This window comes from Methylobacterium crusticola (assembly GCF_003574465.1).
Lineage (GTDB): Bacteria > Pseudomonadota > Alphaproteobacteria > Rhizobiales > Beijerinckiaceae > Methylobacterium > Methylobacterium crusticola.
This window is the reverse complement of sequence record NZ_QOWC01000027.1, coordinates 30,798-51,194: the sequence shown is the minus strand read 5'-3', so window position 1 is coordinate 51,194 and position 20,397 is coordinate 30,798. Positions and strand designations below refer to the sequence as shown.

Here is a 20,397-nt window from a genome sequence, read left to right as displayed (position 1 = left end):
GGGATCGGCGATCAGCGCCCGCAGGGCCGCGGCGAGGGCCGGCGCGTCGTCCGGCGGCACCTTGAGGCCGGCCGCGTCCGGCACCGTCTCGGCGGCGGCTCCCCCCGTGGTGGCGACGACGGGCAGGCCCCGGCCCAGGCTCTCGGCGAGCGCCATGCCGTAGCCCTCGAACAGCGAGGAGGAGACCACGAGGTCGGCCTCGGCGTAGAGCCGGTCCAGCGCCGCGGCCGGGACCGCGCCCGCGAGCGTGACGCGGCCCGCGAGCCCCGCGCCCGCGACCGCCTCCCGGAGCGCGGCGGCGCAGGCCGGGGCCCGGTCGAGGGCGCCCGCGATCGTCAGGCGCCAGTCGAGGTCGGCGAGGTCGCGCAGGGCCCGCACCAGGACGCCGTAGCCCTTGCGCGGCGTGACGGCGCCCACCGCCAGGAGGGCCGCGCGCGCGCCGGGGCGCGGCGCGACCCGGGCGGCGGGGGACGTCCCGGGCTCGGCCACGGTGATGCGCGCCGCCGGCACGCCGAAGGCGCGGGCGATGAGCCGCGCCGTGAACCGGCTCGTCGCCACCACGCCGCGGGCGAGCCCGAGGGCGGCCCGCTCGCTCTCGATCAGGACCGCCGCGCGCTCGGGCGCGAGGCCGGCCTCGAGGCCGACGGGATGGTGCACGAGGGCCACCAGCGGGCGCGGCGCCGCGGCCCGGATCAGCCCGGGCGGCAGGGCCCCGTAGGCCAGCCCGTCGACCAGCAGCACCGCGTCGGGCGCGAGCGCCGCGAAGGCCGCCGCCGTCGCGGCGAGGTCGGCCGGCGTCGGATCGGGGAAGGAGTCCGGCAGCCGCAGCGGCGCGACCGCGACGCCCGCCGCCGGCAGGTGGGCCAACAGCGCCCGCGCGTAGGCGTAGCCGCCGGTCGGCGCCGCGAGGTCGCCCGGGACGGCGAGGACGGCCTCAGGCACCGGGGAGCGGCCCCTCGAACCAGGCGCGCGCGAGGTGCGACTCGTGCAGCGTCACCCGGATGCGGCTCACGCCCTCGCCGCCGGGCCCGAGCTCGCCCGCCCGCGTCGCCGCCGCCATGGCGCCGTGGATGTGGCCGCACAGGAACTCGGTGGTGGTGTTCACCCCGGCGAAGTCCGGCAGGGCGTCGAGGTTGCGGTAGTTCAGGGGCGCCAGGACGCGCTTCAGGGCCTCGCCGGCCCGCCCGATATCCACCACGACGCCGTCCGGCGTCAGGCTCTCCCGGAAGAAGGCCACGTCGACCACGAAGGTCGCCCCGTGCAGGGCCTGGGCCGGGCCGAACAGGGCGCCCCGGAAGCTGTGGGCGATCATCACGTGGTCACGGACCTCGACGGCGTACATCTCGACCTCGTCTGCCTCAGTAGCGGATCGCGGTGCAGAGGCCCGGCGCCCCCGGCGCCAGCAGGCGCGGCAGTGCCCCCGGCAGGTCCGCGAAGGCGACCTCCTCGGTGATCAGGGCGTCGAGCCGGGGGTCGGCCAGGAGCGCCAGCGCCTTCGCGAGCCGCCGCCGGCGGCTCCAGCGCGGGCGGCGCGAGGCCGCGACCTCGCCCACCTGGCTCCCGAGGAGCCGCAGGCGCCGCGCGTGGAAGGCGAGGCCGAGGGGGACCGCGACCGTGCGGGCGCCGTACCAGCTCAGCTCCACCACCGCCGCCTCGTCGCCCGCGAGCCCGAGGGCCAGGGCCAGGCCCTCCTGGCTGGCGCTGGCGTGGAACACCACGTCGGCCTCCGGCGCGCCGCCGCCCGGGGGCCGGAAGGCGGCGCCGAGGCCGACCGCGACCGCCTCCCGGGCGGGGTCGCGGTCGATCACCGTCACCTCGGCCCCCGGCAGGCCCGCCGCCAGGTAGGCGACCAGGAGGCCGACCGCGCCGCCGCCGACCACCGCGATCCGGTCGCCCGGGCCCGCCCCCGAGTCCCAGACGGCGTTGAGGGCCGTCTCCATGGTCGCCGCCAGCACCGCCCGGCGGGACGGCACCGCCGCCGGCACCGGGCAGAGGCCGTCGCGGGGCGCCACGAAGGCCTCCTGGTGGGGCTGGAGCGCGAAGACCCGCTCCGGCGGGCCGTCCTCCGGCTCCGTCTCCCCGACGGCGCAGTAGCCGTACTTGACCGGGAACGGGAAGTCGCCGGCCTGGGCGGGGGCGCGCATCCGCGCCGCCACGGAATCCGGCACCTGGCCCTCGAAGACCAGCCGCTCGGTGCCGCGGGACAGGCCCGTCCACAGCGTGCGGACCCGGACCTCGCCGGGGCCCGGCGGGGCCGGGCGCTCGCTGCGCAGCTCGGCGCGGCGGAAAGCGCTATACCAGAGCGCCCGTACGGCGACGCTCTCCCGCGCCGCCCCGCTCCCGGATGCCGAATGATGCTGCACCCCGACTCCCCGGCCATGACCATGAGCGGCCCCCGGCGGAGTGTCGCACGGGCCGCCGGAAGCGACGAGGCGGCACCGGACGGGGCGCGGCCGGCGGGCGAGGGCGAGGCCGCGCCCGCCGACCCCCGCGGCGCTCCTCTCACGACGCCGGCGGGCCTGCAAGCCCGCGCGACGCTGCGACGCCGCCGCGCCCTGGTGCTCGGGCTGAACCTCGCCGCCTGCGCGGGCCTCGCGGCGGCGGCCGCCCGCGCGCTCGGCGCCGACGGCTGGGACGGCCTCGACGTCGCGCTGCTCGCCTGCTTCCTCACGACGCTGCCCTGGACGGTGCTGGGCTTCTGGAACGCCGTGATCGGCTTCCGGCTGCTGCGGGCGGGGCCGGCCGGGCTCGCGGCGGCGGCGCCCTTCGCGGCGGCGGGCGACGGGCCCGAGGCGCCGCGCCTCACCACCGCCGTGGTCATGACCCTGCGCAACGAGGATCCGGGCCGGGCGCTCGCGCGCCTCGCGACCGTGCGCGAGAGCCTGGAGCGCACCGGGCACGGCGCCTGGTTCAGCTACCACGTGCTCAGCGACACCGACGATCCCGCCATCGCGGCCGCCGAGGACGGGGCGGTGGCGGCCTGGCGCGCCGCCCTGCCGGCCGCCGCGCGCGGGCACGTCACCTACCGGCGGCGCGCGGGCAACGACGGCTACAAGGCCGGCAACCTGCAGGAGTTCTGCGCCCGCAGCGGGCACGACCTGATGCTGCCCCTCGACGCCGACAGCCTCGTGACCGGGGCCTGCGCCCTGCGGCTCGTGCGCATCATGCAGGCCCATCCGCGCCTCGGCATCCTCCAGAGCCTCGCGGTCGGCGCCCCGGCGGCGAGCGCCTTCGCGCGCCTGTTCCAGTTCGGCATGCGCCACGGCATGCGGCCCTACACCCTCGCGGCGGCGTGGTGGGGCGGGGATTGCGGCCCGTTCTGGGGCCACAACGCGCTCGTGCGCATCGCGCCCTACGCGCAGCATTGCCGGCTGCCGGACCTGCCGGGCGGCCCGATCCTCTCCCACGACCAGGTCGAGGCGGTGCTGATGCGCCGCGCCGGCTACGAGGTGCGGGTGCTGCCCGTGGAGGGCGGCAGCTACGAGGACAACCCGCCGACGCTCCTCGACCACCTGCGCCGCGACCTGCGCTGGTGCCGGGGCAACCTGCAGTACCTGCGGCTCCCGCGGCTGCCCGGCCTGCTGCCGATGAGCCGCTTCCAGCTCGCCTGGGCGGTCCTGATGTTCCTCAACGCCCCGGCCCTGACCCTGGGGCTCGCCCTCCTGCCCCTGCGGGCCGCGACGGCCGGCGGGGAGGGGGCGCCGGGGGCGGCCGGGCTCTACGGCCTCTGGCTCCTGCTCTCCCTCGCGCCCAAGCTCGCCGGCTACGCCGACGTGCTGGCGAGCCGGGCCGCCCGCGCGGCGAACGGGGGCGCGGCCCGGTTCCTGGCGGGCATCGCCGCCGAGACCGCGTTCTCGTTCCTGCTGCTCGGGGTCTCGGCCGTGCGCCTCACCGCCTTCCTGGCCGTCCTCGCGGCGGGGCGCGGCGAGGTCTGGACGGCCCAGGGCCGCGACGCGCGCGGCGTCGCGGCCGGCGAGGCCTGGCGGGCGCTGCGGGGCGTCGTCCTGTTCGGGGCCCTCCTGTGCGGGGCCCTCGCGCTCGCCTCGCCGGCCCTGCTCGCCGCGACGCTGCCCCTGACCCTCGGCGCGCTCCTGGCCGTGCCCTTCGCGGTCCTCACCGCCCTCCCGGGCCTCGGCCGCGCCATGGCCCGGGCCCGGCTCTGCGCCACGCCGGAGGAGATCGCGCCGCCCTGGGAGATCGCGCGGGTCGCCGCCGGCCCGGCAGGGGCCGGGTGATCCGGGCGCGGCCGTCCCGGCGCCGGTCGCGGCCCCCGCGGGCCGGATCGGGCCGGCCGCCGGTCGAAATCGCTCTCGGCGGGGTAGACAGGCAGCCCGCCGGCCGCCTAACCCCCGCGAGGATCCACGATGACGCTCTCCCCGACACACGCCTCCCGGCCGCAGGAGCCCGCGCCCGGCCCCGCGCTCGGCGCGGCGGTGATGGACCGGCTCGCCGCGCTCGCCGGGTTCAGCGGCGACGCCGACGGGTTGACGCGCCTCTACCTGACGCCCGCCCACAAGGCCGCCGCCCTCGCGGTCGCGGGCTGGATGGAGCAGGCCGGCATGGCGGCGGGCCTCGATCCCGCCGGCACGGTGGTGGGCCGCTACGAGGGCGCCCGGGCGGACGTCCCGACGCTCCTCCTCGGCTCGCACATCGACACCGTGCGCCACGCCGGCCGCTACGACGGCAACCTCGGGGTGGTGGTGGCGATCGCCGCCGTCGCGGCCCTGCACGCCGCGGGCGTGCGGCTGCCCTTCGCCATCGAGGTGCTGGCCTTCGGGGACGAGGAGGGCGTGCGCTTCCCCGTCACCCTCACGGGCTCGCGGGCGGTCGCCGGGACGGTCCCGCCCGCCTTCCTCGAGGCCCGCGACCCGGACGGCGTCAGCCTCGCGCAGGCGCTGCGGGATTTCGGCTGCGACCCGCTCGCCCTCGGCCGCGCGGCCCGGGACCGGGCCCGCATCCTCGGCTACCTCGAGGTCCACATCGAGCAGGGGCCGGTGCTCGAGGCCGAGAACCTGCCCGTCGGCATCGTCACGGCCATCGCGGGGGCGAGCCGCCTCGCCGTCACGGTCGAGGGGCGGGCCGGCCACGCCGGCACGGTGCCGATGCGGCTGCGCCGCGACGCCCTGGCGGCGGCGGCCGAGATGGTGCTGGCGATCGAGGCGGCGGCCTGCGCGACGCCGGACCTCGTCGCCACGGTGGGGCGGATCGCGGTGCCGCGGGGCGCCGTCAACGTCATCCCGGAGCGCGCCGAGTTCACGCTCGACCTGCGCAGCCCGAGCGACCGGGTGCGCCGCGAGGGCCTCGCCGGGATCCTGCGGGCCTGCGAGGCCATCGCGGCCCGGCGCGGCGTCGCGATGCGGGCGACGGCCTCCTACGACGAGCCCGCCGGCCCTTGCGCGCCCTGGCTGATGGAGGCGATCGCGGAGGGCGTCGGGCGCCTCGGCCTGCGCCCGCTGCGGCTCCCGAGCGGCGCCGGGCACGACGGCCTCGCCCTCGCGGGCTTCTGCCCGATCGGCATGATCTTCGTGCGCTGCGCCGGCGGCCTCAGCCACTCCCCGGCCGAGTCCGTCGCGGTCGAGGACGTCGACGTCGCGACGCGGCTCCTCGTCGACGTCCTGCGCCACCTCGATCCCGCCCGGCTCCCGGGCCGGGCCTGAGCCCCGTCCCTCCCGCGAGCCTCCCACCCCCGTGAACCGGAGACCACCCCCGTGCAGGAACTCAAGATCAAGGCGGGTCCCTACGACCTCGTCGGACGGCTCGAGCTGGAGAAGGCGCCCGCGACCTGCGCGGCCTTCGTCAAGGCGCTGCCCTTCGTGAGCGAGATCATCCACGTGCGCTGGAGCGGCGAGGGGGTGTGGATGCCCCTCGGCGATCTCAGCTTCGGCGTCGGCTACGAGAACCACACCAGCTACCCGGCGCCGGGCCAGTTGATCCTGTATCCGGGCGGCATCAGCGAGACCGAGATCCTGCTCGCCTACGGCGGCGTGCACTTCGCCAGCAAGGTCGGCCAGCTCGCCGGCAACCACTTCCTCACGATCACGACGGGCCTCGAGCACGTCCACGACCTCGGCCGCATGACCCTGCTCAAGGGCGCGCAGCCGATCCGCTTCGAGGCGATCTGATCGCGCGAGGGCGCCCGCCCGTCCCCGGGGCCGGGCGGGCCCCCCGCCCGCGCCGGCCGGGCGGGCCCCGGCGGTCAGGCCGAGCGGCGCCCGCCGCAGGCCGTGCCGGGGGCCGCGGCCTTGCGCCCGCGGGGCGTGTGGCCGCTGATGTCGGAGCCGGCCTCGGGGGCGAAGCGCAGGTTCCAGAGCGTCGCCGAGAGCGAGACCGCGCTCACCGCCAGGAAGGCCGCCGAGAAATCCGCGAAGGCGGGCGCGGCGTGCCCGTTGACCCACATGGCGCCCTGGAGCACCCCCGCCGCGACGCAGATCCCGACCGACAGCATCAGCTGCTGGAACGTGGTGTAGAAGCTCGTCGCCGCGCTCATGCGGGACGCCGGCACCTCCGCGTACGCGACCGTGTTGTAGGCCGTGAACTGGAACGACATCAGGAACCCGCACGCCGCCAGCGCCCCGAACAGCGCGGGGCCGGGCCAGTCGGGGCGGAGCAGCGCGCAGGCCGCGGAGCCGCCGCTCGCCAGCACGCCGTTGGCGACGAGGCTCGTGCGGAAGCCGAAGCGCCGCAGCAGGCGCGGCGCCAGCGCCTTCATGGTGAGCGAGCCGCCGGCGCTCGCGAGGGTGAGGGCGCCGCTCTGGGCCGCGCTCATCCCGAAGCCGACCTGGAGCATCAGGGGGAGCAGGAAGGGCTGCGCGCCCTGCGCGACCCGCGTGAGCGAGCCGGCGACGACCGAGAGGCGGAAGCTCGGCAGGCGCATCAGCGAGAGGTCGAGGATCGGGTGGGCCACCCGCCGGGCATGCACCCCGTAGGCGGCCCCGGCCGCGAGGCCGACGGCGACGAGGGCGAGGGCCGCCCGGCCGTTCCCGCCGTGGCTCGCGAGCTCGAAGCCGAGGAACAGGGTGCCGAGGGCCAGGCCGGACAGGGCGAGGCCGGCGAGGTCGAAGGGGCGGCGCGCCTCGCCGCGCACCTCGTCGATGAAGAGGCCGGCCAGCACCACGCCCAGGAGGCCGACCGGCACGTTGACGAGGAAGATCCAGCGCCAGTCGAAGTAGGTCACCACGAGCCCCCCGAAGGGCGGGCCGAGGATCGGCCCGATCAGGGCCGGCACCAGGAGCCAGGACATGGCCGAGACGAGGTCGCGGCGCGCCACGCTGCGCAGGAGGACGAGGCGCCCGACCGGCATCATCATGGCGCCGCCGAGCCCCTGGACCAGCCGCGCCGCCACGAAGGCCCCGAGGGTGGGGGCGAGCGCGCACAGGATCGACCCGAGGGTGAACACCGCGATGGCGGCGCGGAACACCGTGCGCGACCCGAAGCGGTCCGCCACGGAGCCGCTCGCCGGGATGAAGACCGCGAGGCTGAGGAGGTAGGAGGTCAGCGCCACGCTCATCCCGGGCGCCGTCACGCCGAAGTCGCGCGCCATGGTGGGCAGGGCGGTGGCGAGCACCGTCGCGTCGAGCTGCTCCATGAACATCGCGCTCGCGATGATCAGCGCGGTGGTGCGGTAGCCCCGCGGCCCGGCGCGGCCGGGCGGGCCGGCACGGCCGGGCGGGCCGGCGTGGCCGGGCGGAGCGTCGGCGGGGATCGGGTCGGGACCGGGGGCCGGCATGGTGTCGGGCTCGTGGGGACGGGCGCGGACCCGTCGGGCGGGCAGGAGGGGAGGGCGGGCCCCGGCGCCGCGCGGGACCGCCGTCGGGCCCGCGCATAGCATCTTCGCGCGCCGGCCGGTCATGCAACCCCGCCCGGCCTCCCATGCTCCGGCGCCGCGACGCCCGCGCCGGGCCGCCCGGCCCGCGCCGGCCCGCGTCCATGCCGCCCGGCGTCCATGCCGCGTAGCGCGCGGGAGGGCGGCTCCTGTAAGGATAGCCGGTCCGCGCGCCGGTGAGCGGGCGCCCCGGGGCCGGGGTGGGCCGGATGCGCGGCCCGGGGTCCGGGGGCGGGGCGGTCTCGGAGCGTGGCATGAGCTTGAGGCGGTCTTATCGCAGTCTCGTCGCGGGCATCTGGGCCGGCGTCCTCACGACCTGCCTGACGCTCGCCGCCGTGACCGCCTGGACCGACATCCGCGACCACGACCGCACCATCCGCGACGCCAAGGGCACCGCCACGGCCCTGGCCCAGGCCCTCGACCAGGAGGCGAGCCGCCTCGTCGCGGCGGTCGACATGATGCTGAACGCCGCCGCCGTGCGGGTGGACGCGCACACCGAGGGGGCGAGCAGCCGCAACACCCACCGCCTCCTCGACGGGCTGATGGGCCACGTCCCGGCGGTCCTCGCCCTGCGGGTGCTCGACGGCAGTACCGGCAGCGCCCTGTTCGTGCAGGGCGGCGGCCAGGGGTCCGGCCCGGTCCCGGGCGACGCCGACCTCCTGCGGGCCTTCGAGGCGGCGCCCGGGACCGGGCTGCTGATCGGCCGTCCGGCCCGCCTCGGCGGCGGCTGGATCGTGAGCCTCGCCCGCAGGGTGGTGCCGCGCCCCGGCGAGACCCCGCTCATCGCGGTGGCGGACCTCTCGCTCGCCGAGCTGCAGCGGCTCTACGGCCGCCTCGATCTCGGCCCCCGGGGCTCCATCGCCCTGCTGCGGTCCGACGGCGTGCTCCTGGTGCGCCACCCCTACACGCCCGAGAAGGTCGGCATGAGCGTCGCCGGCGGGTCGCTGATGCGCGCCGCCGAGGCGGCGCCGGCCGGCAACCTCGACGTCGAGGCCTCGATGGTCGACGGCGTGGGGCGCTACGGCAGCTTCCGCCGCCTCAAGGACGCCCCGCTCCTGATCGCCACCGCGGTCTCGCGGGACGAGGCCCTCGCCGCCTGGCGCACCGCCGCCCGGCAGGACGCCGCCATCGTGCTCGGCGTCAGCGGCGTCCTCGTGGCGCTCGGCTTCGGCCTGACGCGGGTGCTCGCCCGGCACCAGCACCTGGAGGAGGAGGCGCGTCGGGCCGCCGGGATGCTGTCGGCGGGCGAGGCCCGGTACCGGCTGCTGGCCGAGAACACCAGCGAGCTGATCGTGCTCGCCCACGACGACGGGCGGCGCAGCTACGTCTCGCCGGCGGTGCGGCGCCTGCTCGGCTTCACGGTCGAGGAGGCCGAGTCCCTGACGCTGCGCGACTGCGTGCACCCGGACGACCTGCCGGCGCTGTTCGGCCGGACGCGGGCCCTCGGCGCCGGCGAGGCGCAGGTGAGCGTGGTCTGCCGCGCCCGGCACAAGGTCGAGGGCTGGGTCTGGGTCGAGGGCGCCTTCCGGCGCATCCCCGACGCGGGTCCCGGCGAGCCCGCCATCATCGCGACCTTCCGGGACGTGAGCGAGCGCCAGCGGCAGGCCCAGGCGCTGGAGGAGGCGCGGGTCGCCGCCGAGCGCGCGAGCCAGGCCAAGTCCGACTTCCTGGCCGCCATGAGCCACGAGATCCGCACGCCCCTGAACGGCGTGCTCGGCCACGCCGACCTGCTCCTCGCCGACCGCACGCTGACGGCCCGGCACCGGCGCTACGCCGAGCGCATCGCCAACGCGGGCGGCGCCCTGCTGACGGTCGTCGACGACATCCTGGACGTCTCGCGGATCGAGGCCGGCGGGATCTCCCTCGCGCAGGAGCCCTTCGCGCCGGAGGCCCTCGTCGACAACTCGGCCTCGATCGTGCGCGGCCTCGCGGAGCAGAAGGGCCTCGCCCTCGACGCCGTCCTGGACCCGGACGTGCCCGCCTGGGTGACCGGGGACGCCGACCGGCTGCGCCAGATCCTGCTCAACCTGCTCAACAACGCGGTCAAGTTCACCCCGGCCGGGGGCGTGACGCTGCGGGTGAGCGTCGCGGCGCCCGGGCGGCTGCGCTTCGCGGTGGCGGATACCGGCATCGGCATCGCGCCCGAGCAGCACGGCCGCCTGTTCCGGCGCTTCAGCCAGGTCGACGGCTCGATCCGGCGGGAATACGGCGGCAGCGGCCTCGGGCTCGCCATCTGCAAGGGCCTGGTCGAGCTCATGGGCGGCGCGATCGGCTTCGAGAGCCGGCCCGGCGCCGGCTCCTGCTTCTGGCTCGCCGTGCCCCTGCCGGCCTGCGCCCCGCCGGCGGCCGAGGCGGAGGCGAGCCGGCCCGCGCCCGCGCGCCCGGCCCGCCTGCTGCTGGTGGAGGACGTGCCGGTGAACCAGGACCTGGCCCGGGCCGTCCTGGAGGCCGACGGGCACGCCGTCGACCTCGCGGGGGACGGTGCGGCCGCCGTGCAGGCGGTGCAGGCGCGCGCCTACGACCTCGTGCTGATGGACGTGCAGATGCCCGGCATGGACGGGATCACGGCGACCCGGGTGATCCGGGGCCTTCCCGGCCCGTCCCGGTCCGTCCCGATCGTCGCGATGACGGCGAACGTGCTGCCGGCGCAGATCGAGGCCTTCCGGGCGGCGGGCATGGACGGCCACGTCGGCAAGCCGTTCAAGCGCGCGGAGCTGGCGGCGGCGATCGCCCGCCACCGCGCCGACCGGGGCGCGGCCCCGTCCCTCCGCCCCGCGCCGCTCCAGCTCGCCGGCGCGGCGGCCCCCGGGTTCCCGTCCCCGGCCGTCATGGATCCGGCCGCCTTCGCGGCGATGCAGGCGCTCATGGGGGCCGAGCGGGTGGACGCGCTGCTGCAGCTCCTGGCGACGGAGCTGCGCCAGCGCTTCGGCCCGCCGGCCGGCGACCGCCAGCGCCTCGCCCACGACGCGCACGCGATGATCTCGGCCGCCGCCGTCCTCGGCTTCACGAGCCTGTCGGACCTCTGCCGCGAGGTCGAGGATGCCTGCCGGGCCGGCCGCGACCTCGCGGTGTTCCAGGCCCGCCTCGAGACGGCCGGGCAGGCGGCGCTGGCCCAGATCGCCGCGATGCGCGCGGCGGCCTGAGGCGCCGGCCCGGCTCCGGGCCGGGCCGCGGGGCCGCAAGTTTCTGGGCGGCCCCGCCGGGCGGCATTGCGCGGCCGGCTCAGCCCAGGGCCGCGAGGGCGAGCCGCACCTCCGGCGCGCCGACGACGCGCCCGCCCGCGGCCTCGGCCTGCCGCGCGGCGGCCTCGACCCAGTCCCGGTTTCCCCGCGGGCTGCCCCAGGGCGCGTCCTCCAGCCCGACCCGGACGTGCCCGCCGCGCGCCACCGCCTGCGGCACCAGCGGCAGGATGTCGACCCCGAGGCCCGCCACCATCCAGGGCGCGCCCGGCGCCGCCTCGGCGAGCAGGGCCAGGTGCGCGTCGAGGTAGGGCGCGCGGGGCGGGAAGCCCCAGGCGAACTCGTCCGAGAACATGAAGCGGTAGACCGGCGTCGGCGGCCGCGGCGCGAGGGCCGCCAGGGCCGCGCCGAGCCGGGTGAAGCCCGGCTCGTAGATGGCGTAGCCGGGGCGCACCCGGTGAGTGCGGGCGATGCGCAGGCCCTCGCGGATGTCGGCGAGCGGGTTCTGGTAGAGGAAGCCGCTGTCCGCCTCGGCGACCTCGTCGAAGCGCATGAAGGTGGTCGAGCCGGGGTCGAGCACCGCCCACTCGATCAGGCCGCGCCGGGCGAGCTCCTCGGTGTGGGCGTAGCGCCGGGCCGCGCTCGCCGCGTAGTCGGACCCGGCGAGGGGGATCGTCGGGTAGACGATCACGTCGGCCCTCGCCCGGATGCCCTCGATGATGCGGGCGTAGGTCTCCCAGGCGTCGTTCTGGCGCCCGGTGGCGGGGTCGTAGGCGTGGACGTGCACGATGGCCGCGCCGGCCCCCGCCGCCGCGAGCCCGTCCGCCACCACCTCGTCCACCGTGATCGGGATGCCGGGCTGGCGCTCCCGCCCCCACGGCCCGTTGAGGGCCGCCTCGATCCACACCTCGCCCATGCGGCGCTTCCTCCCCCGGCGGGCGCGCGCCCGGCGATCCTGCGGCCCCGGTCCCGCCCTGCGGAGGCATCATGCGCCACGGCGCGGCGGGCGGGAACCGGGCGGCGCGCCCGCGGCCGCCGGGCCCTCGCCTCCGGGATCTGCCTCCGGGACTTGCCTCCGGGATCTGCCTCCGGGACTTGCCTCCGGGATCTGCCTCCGGGATCTGCCTCCGGGACTTGCCTCCGGGACTTGCCTCCGGGACTTGCCTCCGGGACTTGCCTCCGGGACTTGCCTTCGGGACTTGGCGTCAGGATTGGCCCCCGATGCGTGCCGCCGGGATCTCCCGGCCTCGCCTCCGGCCGGCTCGCGTTTTGCAGGCGGTGCACGGTCTGCGCCCCGGGGGCCCCGCGCCCCCAGATCCGGAGATCCGCCTTGCCGTCGCACCACGAGATCCCCGCCACGCCCGACACCATGGTGCTGGGCTACTTCGACGCCAGCCTGCCGCCGGTGCTCACGGTCGAGTCCGGCGACACCGTCACGCTCCACTCCCACCCGGCGGGCGGGCGGGCCACGCTGCATCCCGATCCCGCCCGCAACCCGGCCGACTACCTCGCGGCCCTCGACGCCCTCTCGCCGGGCATCGGCCCGCACTTCGTCACCGGCCCGGTCCACGTCCGCGGCGCCGTGCCGGGCGACGTGCTCCAGGTCGACATCCTCGACCTGAAGTTCCGGATGGACTGGGGCTTCGTCTCGATCATGCCGCTCCTCGGCACCCTGCCGGACGAGTTCACCGAGTACGAGACCATCCACCCCGACATCGACGCCGCCCGGGGCGTCGCCGTGCTGCCCTGGGGCACCGAGCTGCCCCTCGAGCCCTTCTTCGGCATCCTCGCCACCGCCCCGCCGCCGGCCTGGGGCCGGGTCACCTCCCCGGTGCCGCGGCGCTTCGGCGGCAACATGGACAACAAGGAGCTGAAGGCCGGCACCACGCTCTACCTGCCGGTTCTCGCCGAGGGCGCGGGCTTCTACGCCGGCGACGGCCACGGGGTGCAGGGCGACGGCGAGGTCTGCATCACGGCGCTGGAGACGGGGCTGACCGGCACGGTCCGGCTCACCCTGCGCAAGGACCTCGGCTACGACTGGCCCTTCGCCGAGACGCCGAGCGACCTCATGTCGATCGGCCTGCACGAGAGCCTGGACGAGGCGATGCGCCAAGCCGTGCGCGAGATGGTCAGGCACGTCTGCGCCCGCACCGGGCTCACGCGCAACCAGGCCTACATGCTCTGCTCCCTCGCCGGGAACCTGCGCATCACCCAGACGGTGGACGGCAACAAGGGCGTGCACATGCTGATGCCCCGCGCCGCGCTGCCGGGCTGAGGCCGGGGCGTCCCGCCGGGACGCGTCCCGGCGGGACGAATTCCGCACGGTGCGACGCCGCGCGGGACTCGTCCCGGGGCCGGGCACGCGCTATGGGCTCCGGGGTATTGTGCGGCGCAGCACGCCCCGCCCCGCCTCCTCCCGCCCCGCCGGTGCCATGCTGCAGATCGAGAAGCTCACGTTCAATGCCTGGGGCCGCCGCTTCTTCGACGAGGCGAGCGTGGCCCTGCCGCCCGGCGCCAAGGTCGGGCTCGTCGGGCGCAACGGCATCGGCAAGTCGACGCTGTTCCGCCTCATCCTCGGGGACCACGTGCCCGACAGCGGCGAGATCCAGATCCCGAAGGGGGCCCGGATCGCCTCGGTGGACCAGGAGCACCCGGCGACGCCGGTCTCCCTCCTCGACACCATCCTGGCCGCCGACGTCGAGCGCGACGCGCTGAACGCCGCCCTGGAGACGGCCGCGCCCGAGCGCATGGGCGAGATCTACGCCCGGCTGATCGAGATCGACGCCGACCGGGCGCCCGCCCGGGCGGGGGAGATCCTGGCCGGCCTCGGCTTCTCGACCGCCGACCTCGCCCGGCCGATGGCGGACTTCTCGGGCGGCTGGCGCATGCGGGTGGCCCTCGCCGCCGCCCTGTTCGCCGAGCCCGACCTGCTGCTCCTCGACGAGCCGACCAACTACCTCGACCTCGAGGGCGCCCTCTGGCTCGAGGCGCGCCTGCGCAAGTACCCGAACTCCGCCCTGATCATCAGCCACGACCGGGAGCTGCTCAACAACTCGGTCGACGCGATCCTGCACCTGTCGGAGCAGAAGCTCGACCTCTACACCGGCGGCTACGACGCCTTCGAGGCGCGGCGGGCCGAGCGGGCGCGCCTGCTCGCGGCGACGCGCTCCAAGCAGGAGGCCGAGCGCGCCCACCTCCAGGGCTTCATCGACCGCTTCAGGGCCAAGGCGTCGAAGGCCGCGCAGGCGCAGTCGCGCATGAAGCGCCTCGCCAAGCTGGAGCCCGTGGCGGTCACGCTCGAGGCGCAGGTCGCGCCCTTCCACCTGCCCTCGCCGGCCCGGCCCCTGGCGCCGCCCCTGATGCAGCTCGACGACGCCGCAATCGGCTACGGCGACGGCGCGGCGGTGCTCGAGGGCCTGAACCTGACCCTCGACGTCGACGACCGCATCGGCCTCCTCGGGGTCAACGGCGCCGGCAAGTCGACCTTCGCCAAGATGGCGGCCGGGGCGCTCGGGCTCCAGGCCGGGCGCATGACCCGGGAGGCGCGGGTGCAGGTCGGCTGGTTCCACCAGCACCAGATCGAGGCCCTCGACCCCGCCGACACCCCGCTGGCGATCATCCGCCGGGCGATGCCGGAGGCGGGCGAATCCGCGCGCCGCGCGCGCCTGGCGCAGTTCGGGCTCGGCTTCGACAAGCAGGAGACCACCGTGGCCGACCTCTCGGGCGGCGAGCGGGCGCGGCTGCTGCTCAACCTCGTCGCCATGCGGGCGCCCCACCTCCTGATCCTCGACGAGCCGACGAACCACCTCGACATCGACAGCCGCCGGGCGCTCCTCGACGCCCTCAACCGCTACGAGGGCGCCGTGATCCTGATCACCCACGACCGCTCGCTCATGGAGATGGTGGCGGACCGGCTCTGGCTCGCCGCCGACGGCACCGTGACGCCCTTTTCGGGCGACATGGACGCGTATGCCCGCTACGTCCTCGACCGCGCCCGCACCCGCGCGCCCGGGCAGACCCGCAAGGGCAGGAAGCGCGCCGCCTGACGCCGGCCGGACCCCGGCCTCACGCCACGAGGAGGAGGGCGCCGCTCACCGCCAGCGCCCCGCTCCAGACCGCGTCGAGGTTGACCCAAGCCCGGCGCAGCACCCCGACGCCGCTCCAGGCGTAGACCGCGAGGGCCGTGCCCAGCATCGCGGCGAGCATCGCGCCGGTGTGCAGGCCGAGGCCGAGGAGCGCCGTCCCGAGGCCGGCCGCGCCGCCGCCGGAGGGCCCGCAGAGCGGCAGCAGGGCCGGGGCCAGCATCAGCCCGGCGCCGTGGGCGCTCGCCACCAGGAACGACCACGGCGCCAGGGCGGCGAGCCCCGCCTGCATGCCGATGCGCGGGTGCCGGCGGTGCCCGTAGGCGGCGTGCCACAGGGCCCAGGCCAGGAGGGCGAGGCCCGCCACCGTGGCGGGGCTGACGGCGCCGGCCGAGAACCCGAGCCCCGCGACGGCGGCGAGCACCAGGGCGGCCGAGAGGGCGTGCCCGAGGGCGATCGGCACGAGGGCGAGCAGCAGCACGCCGCGGCTGCGGCGGTGGATCCCGAGCGCCACCGCGAACAGCCAGCCCATGCCGGGGTTGAGGCCGTGGAAGGCGCCGAGGCCCGCGAGGGCGAGCCAGGGCCAGGCGTCGCCGGACGGGGCGCTCACGGGAAGCAGTAGGAATCCGACGAGCAGTCGCCGCCCTGGAGCCGGATCTGGTGGGGCAGGTGGCCCTGGGGCCACTCGAGGAAGAAGCGCTCGTCGAGGTCGAGGCCGCCGTTCGGGCCGGCGTCGAGCTTGACCATCCAGCCGTCGAAGCCGCGGTGGTAGAACTGCTTGTCGATGGCGCCGTAGAGCGAGTTGGTGAAGTAGATCCGGCGGCCGTCGCGGCTGATCTCCACCATCTGCGGCCCGCCGGTCAGGAACTCGCGCCCCGCGCCGGGGTGGGGGGTCCGGGCCGCGATGCCGCCGAGGCGGACGCTGCCGGTCAGCTTCGGGTCGTGGGGGTCGGAGACGTCGTACTGGCGCAGCTCCCCGGTGCCCCAGCACGAGACGTAGAGGAAGCGGTCGTCGAGGGAGAGGTCGATGTCGGTGACGAGGGGCGGCACCGCTCCGAAGCCCTTCAGGAGGTCCGGCAGGTGCGCGGGGTCGGTGGGCTCGGCCGGGATCGTGATGATCTTGCGCGCCGCCCAGCGCGCGCCGTCCCGGTACCAGGTCCAGATCGAGGAGGAGAGGTCCTTCAGGCTGACGACGCAGTTGACGAAGCCGTAGGCCTTGGTCGGGTCGTGGGCCGGGCGCAGCTCGAACACGAGCTGGTGCTCCGCGCCGAAATCGAGCTCCTGGAGGTGCTTGCGCTTGTAGAGGTCCCAGAAGTGGAGCTTGTGCCCGTAGCGCCCGCCGAGCAGCACCTCGGGGATCAGCCCGTTCTCGAAGGTCGCCGGCAGGCCCCACTCGCTCGTCACCATGGTGTCGTGCCCGAGGTGCCACCAGGCGTCGTACGCGAGGGTCTGGGGCCCGCGGTCGATCTCCCAGCGGCCGAGCGGCGCGAAGCTCTCGTGGTCCATGAGGAAGATGCCGCCGGGCGCCTCGCCCTTCCCGTTGGCGAGGGCCGTGACGTAGATCCCGTCCGGCCCGCAATGCACCGTGTGGGGCCGGGAATAGTCCGCGCGCTCGGCCAGCTCCTCCGGCTCCACCACCCGGACGATCTCGGGGGCGCGCGGGTCGGGCTTGGTGTCGAGGATGTGGATGCGCGAGGAGCGCAGGCCCGGCACCACGAGGTAGCGCCGCTCCACGTGCGGGTGCGGCGCGTTCGGGCACAGGCAGGACGAGCAGGCGTTCCAGCCGAAATGGTGCAGTTCGTCGCCGACATTCGGCATCGGCACCCGGCCCACGATCGTCGCGTAGGCGGGCGAGGCGGGGTCGAGGTCGACGACCGCGATCTCGTCCGGCCGCGTCCGGTCGGGGTCGAACGCCGCCACGTAGGCGAGGGTCTCGGGCGGCGCCTTCTGGGCCATGCGGGGCGAGGGGTAGAAGCTCGGATCGGGCTGCCAGCGTGCCATGTCGTCCTCCTCCTGCCGTGCGCCGCGCCGGAGGCCGGCCGCTGGGCGTCTTCAGGGCGCGAGGACCCCGTCCCCGTCCTCCCGGACGGCGGCGTCCGCCGTCGCGTGTGCGGTTTGCGCATTCTGTCGGGGCGTACACTCGCCCGGCTCACCCCGGGGCGCAAGTCCCGGCCGCCCCGGAGCGCAAGTCCCGGCGGCCCCGGGGCGAGGTGCGGGGACCGGGCCCGGCCAGTTGCGGCAGGATCGGTGCCGGCGCGGCAGGATCCGGCCGGGTGCCGCGGGCCCCCGCGCCGCGGCTCGTCTCGGCGCTGCTGCCGGCCCGGCCGGCGCGACGGGCGCGGGCCGGCCCGTCGACCGGCCTCGACTTCCCCGACCTCGGTCCTGACCTCGCCCGCGGGCGCGCCTCAGCGCGGCTCGAGCTTCGCGCCGTAGCGCCGCGTCCACTCGGCCAGGATGCGCGGGCGGTTCTCGGCCGTCCAGGCGAGGTCGTTGCGGATCATCCGGGCCTCCGCGTGGGCGGGGTAGATCCGCGGCGGGGTCGAGACGCCGGGATAGGCCACGACCGCGAAGGTCTGGGCGTAGAGCGCGTTGGCGGCCCGGCTCGCGGCCCAGTCCGCCACCCGCCTGGCGAGGTCGGGGTGCGGCGTGGTCCTGACGATGGCAAACGCCTCCAGCTCCCAGCCGGTGCCGTCGACCGGCACGACGATCCGGATCGCCCCGCCCGCCGCCTTGATGGCGGCCGCGCGCATGTCGTAGGTCAGCCCGACGGCGTGGCTGCCGGCGGCCGCCGCCGCGCAGGGGGCCGAGGCCACGCTCGGGTAGGCGGCGACGTTCTCGTGCAGGGCGTCCATGAAGGCCCAGCCCGCCTCCTCGCCCATGCTCTGGAGCCAGCCCGCGACGAGCAGGTAGCCGGTGCCGGTATGGACCGGGTCCGGCATCAGGATGCGGCCCTTGAGCGCCGGGCTCAGGAGGTCGCGCCAGAAGGTCGGCACGGCGAGCCGGTCCCGCTCCGCCACCGGCTCGTTGAAGCAGACGACGCCCAGATACGCGTCCATCCCGGTCCAGGCATAGGCCTCGCCCGCGTCCCGGAAGAAGGGCCGGAGCCGGTCGGCGCCGGCCGGCCGGTAGCCGAGGAGCAGGCCGGCCCGCTTGAACTGCAGCAGGCTCGTGGCGGCGAGCCCCAGCACCATGTCGGCGCGGGGGCTCTCGCGCTCGGCGAGGAAGCGGTCCGTGATGGTCCCGGTCTGGTCCCAGACCCAAGCGATCTCGACCTCCGGCACCGCCGCCTCGATGGCGGCCTTGAACGGCGCGTGCTGCTCGGGCTCGAGCGCCGTGTAGACGGTCAGCCGGGTCCGCTCCGCCGCGAGCGCGGATCCCCACAGCAGGACGCCGGCGCACCCGAGCGCCAGCCTGATGGTCGACAGCATGTCCGGCCTCGCCAAGGCTCCCCTCCCGCGCGCCCCGCCCGTTCGCGGCGCGGGCGCTCCCGCGGCGCAGCAAGCGCCGCGCCAGCCTCGTAGGCGGGCCTCCGGCCCGCGGCGGTGCGGTCCGGCACCGGGCCGCGGCGGGGCGTCCGCGGCGAACCGGTTTCCACTTCGCCGGAAAATGCTCCGGAGCAGCATCCGATCGCGCTGCGATCGGATGCTGCTCCAGGTTTTTGATTCTGCCGCATTTTCTGCGGCGAACCGGTGTCCACTTCGCCGGAAAATGCTCCGGAGCAGCATCCGATCACGCTGCGATCGGCCGCCGCTCCAGGTTTTTGATTCTGCCGCATGTTCTGCGGCGAACCGGTTTCCACTTCGCCGGAAAATGCTCTAGTTGGCGCCGCCGGACGGCGCTCCGGCGGCCCGGACCTCTCGGGTCGCGCGCCGCCCGGCGGCAGGAGGCGCGCGGCCGTGTCGGACACCCTCGAAGCCATCTTCGCCCACGTGGCGCAGAACCGCGACGCCTTCGTGCGCCGCCTCATGGAGTACGTCCGCCATCCGAGCATCAGCGCCCAGAACGTCGGGATCGCCGAGGTGGCGGCCCTCGTCGCCGGGATGCTGCGGGACCTCGGCCTGAAGACCGAGACGATCCCGACCGAGGGCCACCCGATGGTCCTCGGACGCTGGGACGGGGTGCCCGGCGCCCCGACCGTGCTGCTCTACGGCCATTACGACGTGCAGCCGCCCGACCCCCTCGAGGCCTGGATCAGCCCGCCCTTCGAGCCGACGATCCGCGACGGCCGGATCTACGCCCGCGGCGTCGGCGACAACAAGGGCCAGCACTTCGCCCAGCTCCTCGCCCTCGAATCCCACCTCGCGGTGGCGGGGCGCCTGCCCTGCAACGTCGTCGTGCTGCTCGAGGGCGAGGAGGAGGTCGGCAGCCCGCACATCGCGGCCTTCGTGCGCCGCCACCGCGAGGCGCTGAAGGCCGACCTCGTCGTCACCGCGGACGGGCCGATCCACGCCTCGGGGCGGCCGACCGTCACGTACGGCGTGCGGGGCATCGCCTCCTTCGAGCTGCGGGCCCGGGGCGCGGCCCGCGACGTCCACTCGGGCAATTTCGGCGGCGTGGTGCCGAACCCGATCTGGACCCTGGTCCACCTCCTCGCGACGATGAAGGACGCGGAGGGCCGCATCACCATCGCGGGCTTCCACGACAGCATCGTGCCGCCGAGTGCGGCCGAGCTCGAGGCCGCCGCGCGGCTGCCCCTCGACGCCGGGACGGTGATGGCCGACCTCGGCCTCGCCCGCCTCGACGCGCCGCACGACCGCCCGGTGGCCGACCGGCTGATGTTCCACCCGACCCTCACCATCAACGGCTTCCACGGCGGCTACGGCGGGCCCGGCACCAAGACCGTCCTGCCCCACGAGGCCTTCGTGAAGTGCGACATCCGCCTCGTGGAGGCGCAGACGCCCGACGAGATCCTGGGGAAGGTCGAGGCCCATGTCCGCCGCCACGCGCCCGACGTGGAGGTGGTGCGGCTCGACGGCATGCTGCCCTCGAAGACGCCGCTGGATTCCCCCTACGGCGCGGTGATCCGCGAGGCGGTGCTCGCCGCCCAGGGCGTCGAGCCCCTGGTCTACCCGACGCTCGGGGGCAGCCTGCCGGACTACGTCTTCACGAAGATCCTCGGCGTGCCGGCCTTCGTGGTGCCCTACGCCAACGCCGACGAGGCGAACCACGCCCCCAACGAGAACCTCGTGATCGACTGCTTCGTGAACGGGATCCGCACCGGCGCGGCCCTGCTCGACGGCCTGTCGCGGGTGCGGACCGGGGCGATGCGGGCCTGACGGGCCCCCGCCCGATCCCCGCGCATGCAAGGGAAGAG

At 76.2% G+C, this 20,397-nt stretch carries 15 protein-coding genes; 7 read left to right on the top strand and 8 right to left on the bottom strand.

Going from position 1 to position 20,397, the window contains the following annotated elements:
- The 3 genes from DT057_RS14625 to DT057_RS14615 all read right to left on the bottom strand — a co-directional run.
- On the bottom strand, positions 1-942 hold a 942-nt coding region (locus tag DT057_RS14625), incomplete at its 3' end, for a glycosyltransferase family 4 protein (RefSeq protein ID WP_128562830.1).
- A complete protein-coding gene (locus DT057_RS14620; RefSeq protein ID WP_128562829.1) occupies positions 935-1,342 on the bottom strand; it encodes a 6-pyruvoyl trahydropterin synthase family protein in 408 nt (135 codons plus the stop codon). The genes DT057_RS14625 and DT057_RS14620, both read right to left, overlap by 8 nt.
- 16 nt (positions 1,343-1,358) lie before the next feature.
- Complete coding sequence (locus DT057_RS14615) at positions 1,359-2,273, bottom strand: zinc-dependent alcohol dehydrogenase (protein ID WP_407068065.1); 915 nt, start codon at positions 2,271-2,273, stop codon at positions 1,359-1,361.
- An 81-nt stretch (positions 2,274-2,354) separates the two neighbouring features.
- Here DT057_RS14615 and mdoH point away from each other — a divergent pair, with 81 nt between their 5' ends.
- The 3 genes from mdoH (at position 2,355) to DT057_RS14600 (ending at position 6,122) form a co-directional block, all read left to right on the top strand.
- Complete coding sequence (mdoH, locus tag DT057_RS14610; protein WP_238312731.1) at positions 2,355-4,235, top strand: glucans biosynthesis glucosyltransferase MdoH; 1,881 nt, start codon at positions 2,355-2,357, stop codon at positions 4,233-4,235.
- A 129-nt stretch (positions 4,236-4,364) separates the two neighbouring features.
- Positions 4,365-5,657 carry an allantoate amidohydrolase gene (locus DT057_RS14605; protein ID WP_162501411.1) on the top strand — a complete coding sequence of 431 codons (1,293 nt, stop codon included), beginning with the start codon at positions 4,365-4,367 and terminating at the stop codon, positions 5,655-5,657.
- Between the two features lie 51 nt (positions 5,658-5,708).
- The gene (locus DT057_RS14600) at positions 5,709-6,122 is read left to right on the top strand and encodes a DUF3830 family protein (RefSeq protein WP_128562828.1); all 414 of its coding nucleotides are present in this window, start codon (positions 5,709-5,711) and stop codon (positions 6,120-6,122) included.
- A 74-nt stretch (positions 6,123-6,196) separates the two neighbouring features.
- Here the strand turns inward: DT057_RS14600 and DT057_RS14595 are convergent, their stop codons facing one another.
- Entirely contained in the window at positions 6,197-7,591 is a 1,395-nt protein-coding gene (locus DT057_RS14595; RefSeq protein WP_238312780.1) for an MDR family MFS transporter, read from the bottom strand.
- A 485-nt stretch (positions 7,592-8,076) separates the two neighbouring features.
- Here DT057_RS14595 and DT057_RS14590 point away from each other — a divergent pair, with 485 nt between their 5' ends.
- Positions 8,077-10,965 carry an ATP-binding protein gene (locus DT057_RS14590; protein ID WP_203236281.1) on the top strand — a complete coding sequence of 963 codons (2,889 nt, stop codon included), beginning with the start codon at positions 8,077-8,079 and terminating at the stop codon, positions 10,963-10,965.
- 79 nt (positions 10,966-11,044) lie between these two features.
- Here the strand turns inward: DT057_RS14590 and DT057_RS14585 are convergent, their stop codons facing one another.
- Positions 11,045-11,917, bottom strand: coding sequence for a beta-keto acid cleavage family enzyme (locus tag DT057_RS14585; protein WP_128562826.1), 873 nt, complete (start codon positions 11,915-11,917; stop codon positions 11,045-11,047).
- 414 nt (positions 11,918-12,331) lie between these two features.
- Here DT057_RS14585 and DT057_RS14580 point away from each other — a divergent pair, with 414 nt between their 5' ends.
- Both DT057_RS14580 and DT057_RS14575 read left to right on the top strand, forming a co-directional pair.
- Entirely contained in the window at positions 12,332-13,276 is a 945-nt protein-coding gene (locus tag DT057_RS14580; protein ID WP_203236280.1) for an acetamidase/formamidase family protein, read from the top strand.
- 157 nt (positions 13,277-13,433) lie between these two features.
- Positions 13,434-15,047, top strand: a complete 1,614-nt coding sequence (locus tag DT057_RS14575; RefSeq protein ID WP_128562825.1) for an ABC-F family ATP-binding cassette domain-containing protein — start codon at positions 13,434-13,436, stop codon at positions 15,045-15,047.
- Positions 15,048-15,066: 19 nt separating this feature from the next.
- Here the strand turns inward: DT057_RS14575 and DT057_RS14570 are convergent, their stop codons facing one another.
- The 3 genes from DT057_RS14570 to DT057_RS14560 all read right to left on the bottom strand — a co-directional run bounded on the left by DT057_RS14570 (position 15,067) and on the right by DT057_RS14560 (position 18,511).
- Positions 15,067-15,693 (bottom strand): hypothetical protein, encoded by a 627-nt coding sequence (locus tag DT057_RS14570; protein ID WP_128562824.1) that lies wholly within the window; start codon positions 15,691-15,693, stop codon positions 15,067-15,069.
- Positions 15,690-17,084: a selenium-binding family protein gene (locus DT057_RS14565; protein ID WP_128562823.1), complete on the bottom strand. Its 1,395-nt coding sequence runs from the start codon at positions 17,082-17,084 to the stop codon at positions 15,690-15,692. The genes DT057_RS14570 and DT057_RS14565 overlap by 4 nt, the downstream gene beginning before the upstream one ends.
- A 404-nt stretch (positions 17,085-17,488) precedes the next feature.
- Positions 17,489-18,511 (bottom strand): extracellular solute-binding protein, encoded by a 1,023-nt coding sequence (locus tag DT057_RS14560; protein ID WP_128562822.1) that lies wholly within the window; start codon positions 18,509-18,511, stop codon positions 17,489-17,491.
- Positions 18,512-18,979: 468 nt separating this feature from the next.
- Here DT057_RS14560 and DT057_RS14555 point away from each other — a divergent pair, with 468 nt between their 5' ends.
- Positions 18,980-20,359 carry a M20/M25/M40 family metallo-hydrolase gene (locus DT057_RS14555; protein WP_238312733.1) on the top strand — a complete coding sequence of 460 codons (1,380 nt, stop codon included), beginning with the start codon at positions 18,980-18,982 and terminating at the stop codon, positions 20,357-20,359.
- The last annotated feature ends 38 nt before the right edge of the window (positions 20,360-20,397 follow it).

Coding starts and splice junctions, on each gene's coding strand:
- DT057_RS14620 (WP_128562829.1), bottom strand. CDS start 1,342: ATGTACGCCGTCGAGGTCCGTGACCACGTGATGATCGCCCACAGCTTC.
- mdoH (WP_238312731.1), top strand. CDS start 2,355: ATGCTGCACCCCGACTCCCCGGCCATGACCATGAGCGGCCCCCGGCGG.
- DT057_RS14605 (WP_162501411.1), top strand. CDS start 4,365: ATGACGCTCTCCCCGACACACGCCTCCCGGCCGCAGGAGCCCGCGCCC.
- DT057_RS14595 (WP_238312780.1), bottom strand. CDS start 7,591: ATGTTCATGGAGCAGCTCGACGCGACGGTGCTCGCCACCGCCCTGCCC.
- DT057_RS14590 (WP_203236281.1), top strand. CDS start 8,077: ATGAGCTTGAGGCGGTCTTATCGCAGTCTCGTCGCGGGCATCTGGGCC.
- DT057_RS14585 (WP_128562826.1), bottom strand. CDS start 11,917: ATGGGCGAGGTGTGGATCGAGGCGGCCCTCAACGGGCCGTGGGGGCGG.
- DT057_RS14575 (WP_128562825.1), top strand. CDS start 13,434: ATGCTGCAGATCGAGAAGCTCACGTTCAATGCCTGGGGCCGCCGCTTC.
- DT057_RS14565 (WP_128562823.1), bottom strand. CDS start 17,084: ATGGCACGCTGGCAGCCCGATCCGAGCTTCTACCCCTCGCCCCGCATG.
- DT057_RS14560 (WP_128562822.1), bottom strand. CDS start 18,511: ATGCTGTCGACCATCAGGCTGGCGCTCGGGTGCGCCGGCGTCCTGCTG.